This window comes from Seonamhaeicola sp. S2-3, from assembly GCF_001971785.1.
Classification (GTDB): Bacteria; Bacteroidota; Bacteroidia; order Flavobacteriales; family Flavobacteriaceae; genus Seonamhaeicola.
Window position 1 is genome coordinate 969,695 of the sequence record NZ_CP019389.1, and the last position, 16,199, is coordinate 985,893.

The window sequence follows — 16,199 nt, forward strand, 5'->3', positions numbered from 1 at the left end:
ATGTTTTTTTGATCATATTCAGAAGGTAATTTTCTGAAAAGACCAAACTTGCTATTTAAACCAAGATATTTCTTGGTGATTGCTAATATGCCTTTCAGATTACTTATTGTGAACGTCTTGCACTGAAAGACCAAAAGTTGATTTGGTGATATTCTGAGCAATGTTTCCAATGTTTTATGTAATTTTTTTTAAAGTTGTGTATGAAGATTATTTTGTAATTATTACAATTTATAGCCATAAGCAGCTTGCACAACTTTTTCTAATCAAAATTACTAATATTGCTTTTAAAAAACTATACTCTGTATTTTAATTTCTTTGAATAAATATTAGAGCTAAAAACCCAGAATTTTTTTCTGGTCTTGGAAGTTTTACTTTTTTGTTAATTAGAGAGCATAGCATCGTTCTGTATGTATGTTGGCTTAGAAATATTTAAGACTTGTACAACAGGTTTTTTTAGATAATTGAAATGTAAATATCCAATTCTGCGTTATTCCAATCGTGGCTTCTTTCATCATAAACTTCGAAGTCGAAACCAAATTTACGTTGAATATTTGAACTCCAAATTTTTTCCCACGTATCAGTTATACAGTTTGTCATTATGCCTTTGGCTGTAAATTTTGCATAGTTTTGGGAGGGGATTTCTAATGAGTTTAGATTTTTGGGAATTTCAGAAATGTCATCAACTTTACAACCTATGAAATAAGAAAAGGGTTTTGTTTCGTCTTTTTCATAATCGAAATATACGGCGTAAATTTCATTACTTACTTTATTAGGAATGAGGTCGAAAATTTTTTCTTTTTCAAATTTCTGCCAGAGGAAACCACAATCTGTACTAGACTGTTTATTTTCATTTGTTGTTTTATGTCCTAGTTTTATGCCAATTAATTTAAAGTTTTTTGTACTGATTTTTTCCATTTCTATAGCTATCTTATTTGATGTGTTTTCTTGTTGTTTAGTAAGTTTTTAAAGTAATTCTACTATCTAAATTAACGTGAGTTCGACGTAAAAAAGCAGAAATTAATCACATTTAAATATCTGAAATTTAAATATTTAAACAAATTACCACCTATACTTTCTAATGATTAAATTACTGAAATTTGCAGTACTATTGACGATTGTTTTCAAGGAAATAACGCAAATATTTGATGATAACTCCATTAAAAGTAATCATTCTGCTAAAACACGTAAGCGGAAATCCAAACTTAGCGACAGTGAAGTTAAGAGGGATTAACCCAAAAAGTTGTGTATAAATTAAGACAGGGTTAGTTTTGAGGTTTTAAAATTATTGTATTAGAACTTACCTTAGACCTATTAAAACTGTTTTTACCTGAATTCTTAATTAACAACTTCAATTTAGTGAAACACACTAAAACTAACGAACTTCTTCATTTGTATGAATCATAATCCAATTTTTGCTTAAAACACAACTTTTGGTCATGATCCGTAAAAACCCAGATTTTGGACTTGATCCTTTTTACGTAAACACAACTTTTGGTTATGATCCCAAAAAATATAAAATGTTGTACCCAAACAAAAAAAGCTCCTCAAAAACTGAGAAGCTTTACCTTATATTGTGCGGGCGGAGAGACTCGAACTCTCACACCTCGCGGCACTAGATCCTAAGTCTAGCGTGTCTACCAATTCCACCACGCCCGCAAAAGGACTGCAAATATAATCAAGATTTTTAAATTGCAAACGCTCTCCTATAAAAAACATTCATTTTTTATACATTTGACTAAATTTAAAACATCTCACATGAATAATATTAAAGACTATTTACTCAAAAACAAACAACGCTTTCTAGATGAGTTAATAGAATTAATTAAAATACCATCCATTAGCGCAGATTCTAACTATAAAAACGACGTTTTAAAAACCGCCCAAGCTGTTAAAACAAGTTTAAAAAATGCAGGTTGTGATACTGTTGAAGTTTGTGAAACAGAAGGCTACCCTATAGTTTATGCCGAAAAAATAATTGATAAAACCTTACCAACGGTTTTAGTTTATGGGCACTACGATGTACAACCACCAGACCCAATTGAACTTTGGGATTCTCCACCATTTGAGCCCATTATAAAAACAACCGAAAAACATCCTGAAGGCGCAATTTTTGCCCGTGGTGCCTGCGATGATAAAGGACAAATGTTTATGCATGTAAAGGCTATGGAATTCATGACCTCTACAAATCAACTCCCTTGCAACGTAAAGTTCATGATAGAAGGAGAAGAAGAAGTTGGTAGTAAAAGTTTAGGAACCTTTGTAAAAAACAATAAAGAAAAGTTAAGAAATGATGTTATCCTTATTTCAGATACGGGTATGATTGCAAATAACACACCTTCAATAACCACAGGTATTAGAGGTTTAAGTTATGTTGAAGTTGAAGTTACCGGACCAAACAGAGATCTACACTCTGGCTTATATGGTGGAGCTGTAGCCAACCCTATCAATATTTTAACAAAGATGATTGCTTCCTTACATGATGAAAACAACCACATTACTATCCCTGGTTTTTACGATAAGGTTGAAGAACTCTCAAAAGAAGAACGTGCAGAAATGGCAAAAGCACCATTTTCTTTAGAAGCTTACCAAAAAGCCTTAGATATAGAAGCTGTTTACGGTGAAAAAGGATACACCACCAATGAACGCAACTCTGTAAGACCCACCCTAGACGTTAATGGTATTTGGGGCGGCTACATTGGCGAAGGCGCAAAAACAGTTATACCAAGTAAAGCTTATGCTAAAATTTCTATGCGTTTAGTACCCAACCAAGATTGGGCAGAAATCACAGATTTATTTAAAACACATTTTGAAAGCATAGCTCCAAAAGGCGTTAAAGTACAAGTAAAGCCACACCACGGTGGTAACGGTTATGTAACTCCACTAAACAGTGTAGGTTATCAAGCAGCAAGTAAAGCTTATGCTAAAACTTTTGGAAAAACCCCCATACCACAACGTAGTGGCGGTAGCATACCCATTGTAGCTTTGTTTGAAGAAGAACTTAAAAGCAAAACCATACTAATGGGCTTTGGTTTAGATAGTGATGCCATACATTCACCTAACGAACATTTTGGGGTTTGGAACTATTTAAAAGGCATTGAAACCATCCCCTATTTTTACAAATATTTCACAGAATTATCTAAATAATTTGGGTGTTCCCAACTTTTGTTTAGCAAAAGTTGGGCGCGCTTTCCACGCTACACGGTAGCTTGTTGCAATCGCTAACACGGGACAAAAACCACATGAAAAACAACCACAGCAATCACCTATTACTATTAACATTTGCAACACTTTTAATTAGCACATCTGGAACATTAGGAAAATTTATAGACCTTCCAACAGCTGCAATTATTTGGTGGCGTGCAACCCTAGGCGCCTTATTTATATTTGGTTTTTGTCGTTATAAAAAACTCAATTTAAAAATACGTAGTAACAGAGATTTGCCATCTATCATTTTAGGAGGCGTATTACTAGGCACCCATTGGGTCACCTATTTTTATGCCTTAAAGTTATCAAATGTTGCTTTGGGTATGCTATCAATGTTTACATTTCCAGTAATTACAGCGTTATTAGAACCATTTTTTACTAAATCAAAATTCAACCCTATTCATATTTTACTAGCTCTTATAGTATTATTAGGCATTTATATTTTAGCACCAGAACTCAATTTTAAAAACACTTATTTAAAAGGCATCCTATTTGGTCTGTTTTCAGCTTTATGTTACGCCTTAAGAAATTTAATATTAAAAAGGCATGTTAATACCTATGACGGCTCTGTACTTATGATGCAACAAGCCATAATAGTTAGTATTCTTTTACTACCGGCTATGTTTTATTTAGACACTAGCAACATAAAAACCCAATTCCCCTACATTATTATATTAGGCTTAGTCACAACTGCCATTGGACACTCTTTATTTATAAGCAGTTTAAAACACTTTTCTGTAAGTACCGCTAGCATTATAGGTAGTAGCCAACCAATATTTGGAATTATAATTGCTTTTATATTTTTAAACGAAACACCATCTTTTAAAACATTTATTGGTGGCTCATTAATTATTGCTACTGTAATTATTGAAAGTGTTAGAAGCAGGAAATAAAACAAGCAAGCAAATTTATTTTTGAAGTAAAAGGATTGTTAAATAATAACCCAATAATATTTATTAATTACATTTATTGCTTCTAATAGCAAATTTGGATGACAAAAGACAATGAAGAGCACATACTCCATCTTCTATTTAAACAATTTAAAACAGGTAATGAAAAAGCGTTTGAGTTTTTTTTCAACAAATACTACGATCACATTTTAGGCTTTTGCATACAATTTATTTATGATGAAAATGAAGCCAAAAACATCACGCAAGAATCTTTTTTAAACCTTTGGAAGCACCGTGAAAACATTAACAAACCCAAAGGCATTGAAACCTATTTGTACACCTATGCAAAATCTAAATGTTTAAATGCTATTAGACACAATAAGGTTAAAGAAAACTACAAAAACAATACCCTAAACAAAAAAGAACAAACTCTAAATTTTGAAGTGTTAAAATCTATGGAGTTTGATGCTTTATCACTTAACGAATTACAATCACTTATAGAGAAGTCTGTTAATGAACTGCCTCAAAAAACCAAAACAATCTTTATAAAAAAGCGTTTTGACAACAAAAAAAATAGTGAAATTGCTGAAGAGCTCGGTATTAGCATAAAAACCGTTGAATCTCACATGACTACTGCTCTAAAGATGCTTAGAATAAAACTAGCTTCTTATCTATCTTCAATATTTTAAAGTTATTTAACACCAATTTTACAAAAAATTTAAAAATTCTTATAGGGTTCTCTCAATCTTAAGGGTACTTATTATATCAAGCCGTTTAGAATGATTCATTTTCATTTATCAATCTAATAAAACAATACTACTAAACACGCGCAACATGAATAGAGAATTAATATACAAATACCTAAATAACGAAGCTACTGAAAGCGAAATCCATAAAATTCATGAATGGATTGAAGCTTCTGAAGCTAACAAGCAACAATTTATTGCCCTTAAAAAAGCATGGGCAATGACTCCTGCTGAAAACGCAAAAAATAAAGCTCTTGCTTTAAAACAAATACAAGCAAAAATTAAAAATAAACCCGTATTTAAAACACAAACAATACTTAAATATGCAGCTACTGTTGTGTTATTAATTTCGGTAAGTTTTTATTTAAAAAACTACTATAACAATACACCTATTGAAAATGAGGTAGTATTGGAACTTGGCAATGGCAACACCCAAAAACTTACGGAAACTACAAATAAAGTTGTAACAGATACAAAAGGGCAAGTTTTAGGCAAACAACAGGCTAACCAAATTATTTACACCGCAAAAGAAATAACCGCAAAAAACACAGCTTACAACACATTAAAAGTTCCTTATGGCAAAACATTTAAGGTAGTTTTATCAGACAGTACTATTGTACACTTAAATGCTGGTAGTACATTAAAATATCCTGTACAATTTGCAGGTTTGAGTACTAGAAAAGTAGTTTTAACTGGCGAAGCCTTTTTTGAAGTAGCCAAAGATAAAGCACATCCTTTTATTGTAGAAACAAACAAAATAAACATTGAAGTTTTAGGAACAAAATTCAACCTAAGCACTTATGATAACGACAATTTTGCACACTGTGAACTTATGGAGGGTGCTGTATTAGCAACTGAAACTACCAACCCAAACAACAGTATACATTTAGCTCCCAATCAACAAGCTAAATGGGATAAAACAACAAAAACATTTAAGCTTAATACTATTAACATAAACAACCATATTTCATGGATACATGGCGAACTTATTTTTAACAATATGCCATTTCCTGAAATACTTAAAAAAATAGAGCGCGCTTACAATGTTAAAATAAACAACAACAGTAAAACATTGTCACAACAACACTTTTCTGGTTCTGTAAATGTAAAAGAGGATATAACTAACTTTTTAAATCTTCTAAAAATTGATACACCATTTGAATACAGTATTAAAAACAACATCATAAAAATTATACAACCGCATTAACTCTTTAAAATATATGGCAATAATTATCCCTAACCACTTAATTAAAAACTTAATAACTGTTACTCTCTTTTTATGTTGCTTAAACATGTCTTCACAAGACAAAAAACTAACCCTTAATTATAATAAAGAACCTCTAAAAAACATCTTAAAAAAAGTTGAAAAAGAAACCAATTACCGTTTTATATATAACACTAAAAAAATTGATGGTAGTAAAAAAATAAGCGTTTCTGTTAAAAATAAAACTTTAAAAGAATCACTAAAAGCATTGTTTTTAAACACAGACATTACGTTTGTTATAAACAATAATCAAATTCTACTTACCAAAAAGCACACACAAACAAGTACCAGTAATTTACAAAAAAAACAAGAACGCTTAATAAAAGGCACTGTAATAAGCACATCTGAAAATTTCCCATTACCTGGTGCAACCATTAAAATAAAAGGAACAGCAAAAGGAGCTATTACAAATATTGATGGCCAATTCACGTACTTACTTAAAAGCTCAAATATCAATAATATAATTTTAGAAGTGTCCTATTTAGGTATGAAAACCAAGGATATTCTTGTAGGAAACCAGTCAAACTTCACCATTTACTTAGAAGAAAGCACAAACAAATTAAAAGAAGTAGTAATAACAACATCTTATGGTACCCAAAAATTAAAAGAAGAAGTTGTTGGTAGCATAGAAACTCTACAATCAAAAGATATAGCAACAAACCAAGCTTCAGAAAGTATTGATAAAATGATTGAAGGCCAACTTGCTGGTGTTTTAGTTGAAAACACTTCAGGAATTGGAGGCCCCGTATCAATTAATATTCGCGGACAAGGTAGTTTAACCCCTTTGTCCGATTCAGTTTTAGGCACTTCAACTCAACCATTAATTATTGTTGATGGTGTTATAATGAGTGAAGAATCTGCCATAGACAGTAATTTTTTTGATGGTAGTGGTTCCTATACCGAAACCCTTGCAAATCCTTTAGCACAAATATCTGCCGAAAACATAGAAAGTATAAACGTACTAAAAGATGCGGCAGCTGTAAGTATATATGGAGCCGATGGTGCCAATGGAGTTATATTAATAACCACTAAAAAAGGTAGTAAAGGCAAAACTAAATTCAATTTTTCAACGCAACTTGGTATATCTAGTGCAATAAATCAAATTAAATATTTAAATGGCGAACAATATAGCGAGTTAAGAAACGAGTATTTAACAAATACAGGAGCAAGTACTGTTCCTTATAACGGTGTAGACACAGACTGGTTTAGCCTATTAAACGGTACAGGCGTTTACAATAAATACAATTTTGCAGCATCTGGTGGTAATGGCAAATTTAATTTTAGAACTAGCGTAACCTACCTAGATATAGAAGAACCTCAAAAGGGCAATAACAGCAAACAGCTAAACGCTGGTATAAACATAAGCTATCATATAAACGACTTACATGTAGGTTTATCCTTAAATCCAAGTTATATTAAAAAAAATGCTCCTAACATTTATTACAACTATGCTTATATCCCAACTTTGTCTCCATATAATGATGACGGTTCCTATAGCGCTGTAGGTGTAACCGGACTTGGAAACCCTTTAGCTGCAATAGACCAAAACACTAATACAACAGACACATACGGTGTTTTAGGAAGCCTAAATTTAGCCTACCCGATTAATGATAACCTGAAAATTTCTACACTTTTTGGTTTAAACTACACCGACAAAGAACAAGACCGGTATTTTTCTGGAGAAAACGAAAGTGGTCAATACAGTGGAACATTTACCTTAAACGGCACAGAGTATCCAAACTACGGTAGACGCGTTATAAACCAAAGAAATTCTAAAAAATGGAATTGGCAAGGGCAGCTTTTATACAATAAACAATTTAATAAAATCCACAATATTGATGGTTTAATAGGTTTTGAGTTATCCGAAGATAAAGCCGACTTTGATTACGCTTCCGGACGAGGTTTTGTTAACCCAAATGTAATTAATGCGGTTACAAATGCTATTCAAGATGATGACATTACAACTACTGTAGATGAAACTACAGGAAACCAAACTTATGATTCTGATATTAGCTATAACTCTAGAGTTTCTTTCTTCTCACAAATAAACTACAATTACAAAAAACGCTATTATTTTCTTGGTAATTTTAGAAGAGACGAAAGTTCAGTGTTTGGAAGTGATACTAACGTAGCCTACAATGGCGGTGTAGGAATTAGTTGGATTATAAGTAACGAAAACAACTTTAATAGTAACTTTATTAACTTTTTAAAAATAAAAACAAGTTACGGAACAACCGGAAACTCCAGAATTGGCTCCTACCGCTCTAAAGGCTTATATGACACCTATGCCAACGGATACAATAATTTAGATGAAGCTTCTACCTCAACCGCACCTAATGGTTCTTTAAGCTGGGAAAAAAACACAAAATTTAATGCCGGTATAGATTTTAATTTTCTAAATAGTATACAACTCTCGTTAGAGTATTATTACGATGCCATGTCAGATTTAATTACCTCAAGAAGTATTCCCTCAGAAACAGGGTACTCATCGTTACAGTTAAACGCAGCCAGTATGTATAATAAAGGCTTAGAACTTTCTACCAAAATAAATTGGATTACTTCTGAAAAATTTAACTGGACAACCTCTTTTAATATAGCCACACTAAATAGTAAGGTAACAGAACTAAAAGGGCTTGGTAGTCAATACTCTACTTCCGAACGTGCATTAGCGCAAAAAGTTGGTTACAGCACCACTACTATTTGGGGTATAAAATGGGCAGGTATAGACCCGGGAACTGGTAGAGATTTACTAGAAAAAGACGGACAAATTTACGATGCTGTTACGTACAATAATTTATTTGATAGCGCAGACTGGGTACCTATAGGAGACAGCCAACCAGATGCCTATGGTGGTTTTAATAACAGTTTTAAATTTAAAAATCTTAGCTTATCAATTCGTGGTTCGTTTCAAATAGGTGGCGATTTTCTTGTTGAAGACGAACTTATTTCAAAATACAGTAACACATCAAACAGAAACCTTTCTGTAAATGCTTACGATTATTGGAGAAATCAAGGAGACATTGCTTTACAACCTGTTGTTACCAGTAATAACCCAACCATATCAAACTACAGCAAATACCTATACGATAATACTTATTTAAAAATAAGCAATATCAATTTAACCTACAATTTACCAGCAAATAGTGTTAAGTTTTTAGATAACCTATCGCTTTTCTTAGATGTTTCTAATGTTGGCTACTGGTATAAAGATAAAAGCCCTTACGATAGAAACGGTATTAGAGAATTTAAATTTAACTACCCACAAGCAAGAACCATATCAATGGGTATTAACGGAAAATTTTAAAGCTATGAAACAGTCTAAATATATAAAATCATTACTTAATACTATTGGTTTAGTTTTAATTTGTTTAACACAAAGCTGCGACAAGTTTTTAGAACAAGAACCAGGATCACAAACCTCAATAAGCGAACAACTTTCTTCAAAAGATGGTGTTTTAGAAGCTTTACTTGGTGCATACACTTCCTTAGAATCTACGGTAAGAAGTGAGCGTTATGCTATTTATGCAGATTTACAAGGAGGAAATTTAAAATTCTCTCCAAACTTAAGCAGTAGTAGTTTAGGAGAATTAAGCGTACCAATAAATCTAGAAAACGTATATAATTTTCAAGACTTAGCTCAAAGTAGTGATTTAGAATCTATATATGATGATAATTACGATATTATAAACCAAGTTAATTTAATATTAGAATATGTTGATGCTTTAACAGATGCTACCAGTCAAGAAATAAATCAAATTAAAGCACAAGCGCTAACTATAAGAGCCTACTGCCATTTCTTACTAGCACAAATTTATGCTCAAAACTATAATTATACCACAGATGCTAGCCATTTAGGAATAGTTTATAATACCACCACCCTAACAAACGGCATTACTTATCCATCGCGAGAAACAGCTTTTGCAACCTACGCACTTATAGTTAATGATTTAACAGAAGCTTTAAACTTTTATAATGATGCAAACATTCTAGAAGGCCCAGAGTATTCCTATTTTAACCTATATAACACGAAAGCATTTCTTGCAAGGGTATATTTAACCCAACAAGATTGGCAAAATGCCTATGATATGGCAAACGATGTTATCTTAAATTCTGGTGTTACTCTCGTTTCTAGTGAAAATTATATTTCAGAATGGGAAAAAACAGATACGCCAGTTTCAGAAATATTATTAGAATTTTCGGTACCTCGAGATAGTGGAGATACCGTTGGCGGATCAATGTCGGCTTTTTACGGATATACTTCAGATTCCGATTACGAAAAATATGTAGCCTCAGAAGATTTATTAAACCTATTTGAAACCACAGATATTAGAAAAGAATTATTCTTAGAGCAACCTTTGGCAACCTTAATAAACAACGAGCTTGAAGATGTAAATTATTACTTCACTAAAAAATTTCAAGACAACGCTGCTTTTGTTGGTTTTAGACTTAGTGAATTATACCTTATTAGAGCTGAAGCTTCAATAGGTTTAGAAAATTTTGAAGATGCTAAAGATGACATTAACGTAATTCGTGAACGTGCCAAAGCATCCTTACTAACCTCTACAGATAACTTAGAAGAACTTTTACTTGAAGAACGTAGAAAAGAGTTCTGTTTTGAAAGTCAATATTTATTTGATTTATCAAGAAACCAACAAGATATAATAAGAAATGATGGGTGTATTTCACAAACCTGTAATCTCAACTATCCATCAGATAAATTCATTTTACCAATTCCGCAAGACAACATAGACCTTAACGAAAATTTACAACAAAATGCATCGTATTAAACAAAACATTAAAATTCTAGTGCTTTTACTAACGGCTATTGCTTGTACAAACGATGATAATCAAGAAAATCCGTTTTCAGAACCGTTTGTAAGATTTAATTTTTTAGTAAATAGTAATAACGAACCTTTAGAGTATCCATCTGTAAGCAGTGCTTTAATTCCTATTTCTAGCTATACAAACAGTTCCATTGCACCTGTAAAAATTCCTGTTACGCTATCTTCAGAAACATTATCTGAAACCATTACAGTTAATTTTAGTGTAGCTTCATCTGGTAATGAAAATGCTTTTACTGTATTTCCTGAAAACCAAGTAAGCTTTAGTGGCACACAATTAACAGACACTATTTATGTTAGTTTTAATGAACGCTGGACAGAATACCAAACCATAAGCTTTAGTTTAGATAGCGCTTCAGACACCTCCATTAATATTGGCAATATAAACGCCACCTATCCAAACAATACATTTACAATAAACCTTGATGAAATTGAAACGTATTACAGTATTGAAACCAATAGAATTGAAATAACTGGAGAACAAGGTGAGGAAATAACTTTTAATGTAAATTTCCCTAACGGTTTTATTGAATCTGAAATTGACACAGCTTCCATATTCAAATTTTTAAATGGTTTTGAATACACACTTTCAACTGAATATATTTCGGAAGACAAAACATACATCACCTATAAAATAACTTTAGATGAAGCTATACAAAACGATGACGTTTATTACGAATCTGTAATAACTTTATTAGATACTGATAACTACTCAGTTTCTGGAAATTCTACCCTACAAATTGTTAAACCAATTGTAACAGAGAGAGATAATGCGGTATTTACAGCTTCAAATTTTTACAACTTAAATGATCCTTATAACAGAACCTACGGAGAGGTTTGGAACGATTTTGATGAAGATGGCATTTGCGAATGGGGCTATTTTTTCGCTTTCACATATCCTGTGGTAGTAGACGCAACACATCCTAACGCAGTTCTTTATAGCGATAATGGAACAGAAGACACTTCAGATGATATTTACCATCATGCCTTCCAGATAGGTTTTGGCTCATCTACAAGAATAACAACAAACTCCTTTAACCTAAAACGATGGTTTAGTAACGAACTCACTTCCATAGCAAATTCACCTGGGTTTAATGTTAGTCCTGCTATTGAGTTTTTTCCAGAAAATGGTAATAGTACAACTAAAGGAAATATACTTATCATACCTCAATTTTTAAGTATTTCAGGTAAAAATGGCAATATACATTCCATAGCTATTTCTGGGGAAGGCACCTACGAAGAAATAAGCGATGGTTTATTTGAATTAAAATTTACTCTAAACGCTACCAATGAGGCTGTTTTTGGCGGTACGGTTTCAGCAGAATATCGTATTTACAACAACAGCTATACCGATCCTGAAAATTTAACTAACACTAACTGTATTTCTGTTTATGAACTCTAAATTAAAAAAACCACTTATTGTTACAATTGTTATTATAGCTGTAGTTTTTACCAGCTTTTTAGTAACAAAAGATAATGCATTCAAAAAAAATGACAACTCTTTAACTGAGTTAAAAAAAATATACTCTAGTGGAGATCAATCGTTATGGCCCAAACCCAATTTAGATGAGACCATAGATAAATCTACCTTTAAAGATATTGGCGCCTTACCAAAAGTAAAACACCCAGAATACAACCCGTATTCTGCTGAAAAAGCAAAACTTGGTAAAACCCTGTTTTTTGACCCAAGATTATCTGTAAGCGGACAAATTGCCTGTGCTTCTTGTCACAATCCAGAATTAGCGTGGACAGATAATTCCACCCGTTCATTTGGCCACAACAGGCAAACAGGCAAAAGAAACTCCATGACTATTTTAAATAGTGGTTTTGCTCACACTTTATTTTGGGATGGGCGCGCAAGCAGTTTAGAAGACCAAGCAAGATTTCCTGTTACAGATCCTCTAGAAATGAATGAAAAGTTAAACATTGCTGTTGATAAAATTGCTAATATTAAAGGCTACAAACCACTTTTCAAGGCTGCTTTTGGTAATGACTCTGTGTCTTTACAACGCATACAATACGCCATTGCAACCTTTGAAAGAACCGTAAATAGCTATAAAAGTAGATTTGACAAATTTGTTGAAGGCGACTCTTCAAAACTTACTAATGAAGAAGTGCTTGGTTTACATCTATTTAGAACCAAAGCCCGTTGTATAAACTGCCACAACACCCCTTACTTTAGCGATAATAATTTCCATAATGACGGGCAAACCCTTTTTGGAACAAAAGATGAAGATTTTGGCAGATACCATGTTACAAACAACATGGAAGATCTTGGCAAATTTAAAACACCAACCTTAAGAGAAGTTTCAAGAACGGGACCTTGGATGCATCATGGTCACTTCCCTAGCCTTTTAGATGTTGTAGAATACTATAACCTTGGTAACCCTGCACCAATACAAAAAAAATATTTAGGCGTTGGCAGAGACTCTTTAATACCTACCACATCGCCAATTCTAAAAAAACTAAACTTAGAAAAATCAGAAATTAAAGCCCTAATTGCTTTTTTAGGAACTCTAAAATCTAATAAAGGCAGAACACTTATACCTAAACTCCCTACAGAATAATTAATAACCCTATAAACTTTTAAAAATTATGAAAAAATTATTACTAAATTTTATAGCAATACTCACCATTGCTAGTTTAAACGCACAAATAACGCTACTTAAAGAAATAAATGATGGCGGCTCTTCTAATTCAAACCCTGCAAATTTATTCACCTTTAATGGAAAAATTTATTTTGCTGCTGATGATTCTAACGGATCCAATACCCCAGGTGGTGCAGACCTTGGAAAAGAACTTTGGGTAACAGATGGAACCGAGGCAGGTACTACCTTTGTAAAAGATTTAAGAACTGGTTCTAGCAGTTCTTCTCCCTCAGGTTTTTTTGAATACAACAATACACTCTATTTTTCTGCAAACAGTGGTAGTGGCAACGTATTATTTTCAACCGACGGAACAGAAAGCGGCACCAATACTACAGGCCACCCTTTTGTATTTAACCCAATAGAAACTGGCGGATTGATATACTTTGTATTAACTACAGATAGCAATAAACTCTATCAATTTGACGGCTCTAACATTTCACCAGTAACTAATAATGGTACAGGTACAGAAGCAGTAATAGGAGCAAATTTTACGGTTTTTAATAACAAATTATTATGCTATATGGACTATTCTGAAGACGAGCCAACGATAGGGCGCGAACTGTATGAATACGACCCAAGTACAGGTTTATTTACTTTAATTAAAGATGTTGACACAGGTACAGGAGATTCTAGTATTAGCAATTTCACTCTAGTTGGCAGCGAAGTCTATTTTGAAGCAGACAATGCATTATGGAAAACCGATGGTACAGAAAATGGAACAGTAGCTGTAGATAAAGCAAGTAATTTAGCTGGAATAAATAACCTTTTTGCATGGAATAATGTTTTATATTTTGAAGGCGATGACAGCACAAACGGAGACCAATTATACGCATACAATCCTGCTACAGATACTGTAACTCAAATTAGTAGCATTTCTGGCTCTAATAGTAACCATGACCCTGCTGAATATGTAATAAATGATGGTTTCTTATATTACAAAGGTAAAGATAGTAATGACACTGAATATCATCTTTATAGAACAGATGGCACATCTATTCTTCAAATTGATAGCTCTATTATTGACGTAGATGATTTAGCTGTTTTAAATGGAAAAATATATTTTGAAGGCAATAATGGCACTACAGGAAAAGAGCTTTACAGTTTTGATCCTTCAACACTATCTACTACAAATAATGTTGCAGAAATAATTTCTATATACCCAAATCCTGCCACAGATTTCGTTAAAATCCCTAAAGATTTAATAAATCAAAAATATAGTATTTACAATACTACTGGTAATTTAGTAACGCAAGGTGTTATTAAAACAGAAAGTATTCCTTTAAACTTAACCAGTGGTCTTTATATTTTTAAAATTGAAACTCAATTGAGTACTATAAGTAAAAAAATTATAGTAAAATGACATTAATTATTTGATTAATAGCGTTTCTTGAATTATCCCTAAGAAAATTCCTGAAGAAGAGAGCCTCGAAATTTCGAGGCTTTTTTTGTAACATTTCATCAGTTTTAACGTTCTAATAGTCAATCAATCAAAAAACAATCATATTATGTTAAAGCAATTCTTCATCATTTGCTCTGGAGCCGATACTGATATTTTAGAACAATGCTCAAAAGGCGAACAGAATAAATATGCTGGTATAGGTGCCACGGTTTTTTTTACTGCTCTTATGGCAACAATAGCTGCTAGTTATGCCCTTTACACTGTTTTCAACAATGCTTTAACTAGCATATTTTTTGGTATAGTATGGGGATTACTCATTTTTAATTTAGATAGATATATAGTTTCTACCATAAAAAAAACAGGTAATATTACAAACGAACTTATTCAAGCTTCTCCCAGAATAATTTTAGCAGTAATTATTGCAATAGTTATTGCTAAACCATTAGAATTAAAAATATTTGAAAAAGAAATTAATCAGGTTTTATTAGAACAAAAAAACCAATTAACATTAAATAACAAATCTCAAATTGCAGAACAGTACACACCTTCTATTGAAACTTTAAACAATAACATTGCTACTTTACAGCAACAAATTGATACCAAAGAGGCCGAAGTAAATAAATTATATAGCACATACATTGCTGAAGCCGAAGGGCGTGAAGGCACAAAACTAGTTGGCAAAGGGCCTGTTTACAAAGAAAAGAGAGAGAAACACGATGCACTGTTAGCCGAATTACAACAGCTTAAAATTGAAAACAAAGCTAAAATAGCCAGTGCAACATCTGAAATAGCCAAACTAAAAAGAGACTACGAAACCCAAGTTATTAATTCACAACCAATCATCAATAATTTTGATGGTTTAATGGCTCGTATTAATGCTTTAAATGAACTCCCATGGCTTCCTTCATTCTTTATTTTCTTATTGTTTTTAGCCATAGAAACATCACCAATTATAGCAAAACTCTTATCACCTAGAGGCACTTATGACTATAAGCTTGAAGATTTAGAAACCGCTGTTAAAGCAGTACTACTTCAAAACAAAAATCAAAGAGAACTTCAACTAAAAACAGAAAACGCTATTAACGACCGTATTTACACAGATATTGAGCAAGAAGAAGAACTCTACACATATAAGCGCAAAAAAGCTAGAGAGCTTATGCAGTTACAAGCAGATGCTTTCTTCAAAAACCAAAAAAATACTTTGTAG

Annotated in this window: 11 protein-coding genes and 1 tRNA gene; 10 read left to right on the forward strand and 2 right to left on the reverse strand. The window is 32.5% G+C overall.

Features of this window, described 5'->3' with window-relative positions; all coding sequences use genetic code 11:
* Positions 1 to 453: 453 nt before the first annotated feature.
* Both BWZ22_RS04580 and BWZ22_RS04585 read right to left on the reverse strand, forming a co-directional pair.
* Positions 454 to 915 (reverse strand): GyrI-like domain-containing protein, encoded by a 462-nt coding sequence (locus BWZ22_RS04580; protein ID WP_076698297.1) that lies wholly within the window; start codon positions 913 to 915, stop codon positions 454 to 456.
* A 659-nt stretch (positions 916 to 1,574) separates the two neighbouring features.
* Positions 1,575 to 1,656: transfer RNA gene (locus BWZ22_RS04585), tRNA-Leu, on the reverse strand.
* 99 nt (positions 1,657 to 1,755) lie between these two features.
* Here BWZ22_RS04585 and BWZ22_RS04590 point away from each other — a divergent pair.
* The 10 genes from BWZ22_RS04590 to BWZ22_RS04635 all read left to right on the forward strand — a co-directional run bounded on the left by BWZ22_RS04590 (position 1,756) and on the right by BWZ22_RS04635 (position 16,199).
* A complete protein-coding gene (locus BWZ22_RS04590) occupies positions 1,756 to 3,144 on the forward strand; it encodes a dipeptidase (protein ID WP_076698298.1) in 1,389 nt (462 codons plus the stop codon).
* A gap of 95 nt (positions 3,145 to 3,239) precedes the next feature.
* On the forward strand, positions 3,240 to 4,097 hold the full coding sequence (locus BWZ22_RS04595; protein ID WP_076698299.1) for a DMT family transporter: 858 nt from the start codon (positions 3,240 to 3,242) through the stop codon (positions 4,095 to 4,097).
* Positions 4,098 to 4,195: 98 nt separating this feature from the next.
* The gene (locus BWZ22_RS04600; RefSeq protein WP_076698301.1) at positions 4,196 to 4,783 is read left to right on the forward strand and encodes an RNA polymerase sigma-70 factor; all 588 of its coding nucleotides are present in this window, start codon (positions 4,196 to 4,198) and stop codon (positions 4,781 to 4,783) included.
* A 145-nt stretch (positions 4,784 to 4,928) separates the two neighbouring features.
* Positions 4,929 to 6,047 (forward strand): FecR family protein, encoded by a 1,119-nt coding sequence (locus BWZ22_RS04605; protein WP_076698302.1) that lies wholly within the window; start codon positions 4,929 to 4,931, stop codon positions 6,045 to 6,047.
* A gap of 85 nt (positions 6,048 to 6,132) precedes the next feature.
* Positions 6,133 to 9,408 carry a SusC/RagA family TonB-linked outer membrane protein gene (locus tag BWZ22_RS04610; RefSeq protein WP_076698303.1) on the forward strand — a complete coding sequence of 1,092 codons (3,276 nt, stop codon included), beginning with the start codon at positions 6,133 to 6,135 and terminating at the stop codon, positions 9,406 to 9,408.
* Positions 9,409 to 9,412: 4 nt separating this feature from the next.
* On the forward strand, positions 9,413 to 10,891 hold the full coding sequence (locus BWZ22_RS04615; protein WP_076702283.1) for a RagB/SusD family nutrient uptake outer membrane protein: 1,479 nt from the start codon (positions 9,413 to 9,415) through the stop codon (positions 10,889 to 10,891).
* Complete coding sequence (locus BWZ22_RS04620) at positions 10,878 to 12,347, forward strand: hypothetical protein (protein WP_076698304.1); 1,470 nt, start codon at positions 10,878 to 10,880, stop codon at positions 12,345 to 12,347. The genes BWZ22_RS04615 and BWZ22_RS04620 overlap by 14 nt, the downstream gene beginning before the upstream one ends.
* On the forward strand, positions 12,337 to 13,512 hold the full coding sequence (locus BWZ22_RS04625; RefSeq protein ID WP_076698305.1) for a cytochrome-c peroxidase: 1,176 nt from the start codon (positions 12,337 to 12,339) through the stop codon (positions 13,510 to 13,512). Before BWZ22_RS04620 ends, BWZ22_RS04625 begins: the two co-directional genes overlap by 11 nt.
* Before the next feature lie 28 nt (positions 13,513 to 13,540).
* Entirely contained in the window at positions 13,541 to 14,953 is a 1,413-nt protein-coding gene (locus BWZ22_RS04630) for a T9SS type A sorting domain-containing protein (protein WP_076698307.1), read from the forward strand.
* Between the two features lie 145 nt (positions 14,954 to 15,098).
* Positions 15,099 to 16,199, forward strand: coding sequence for a DUF4407 domain-containing protein (locus tag BWZ22_RS04635; protein WP_076698308.1), 1,101 nt, complete (start codon positions 15,099 to 15,101; stop codon positions 16,197 to 16,199).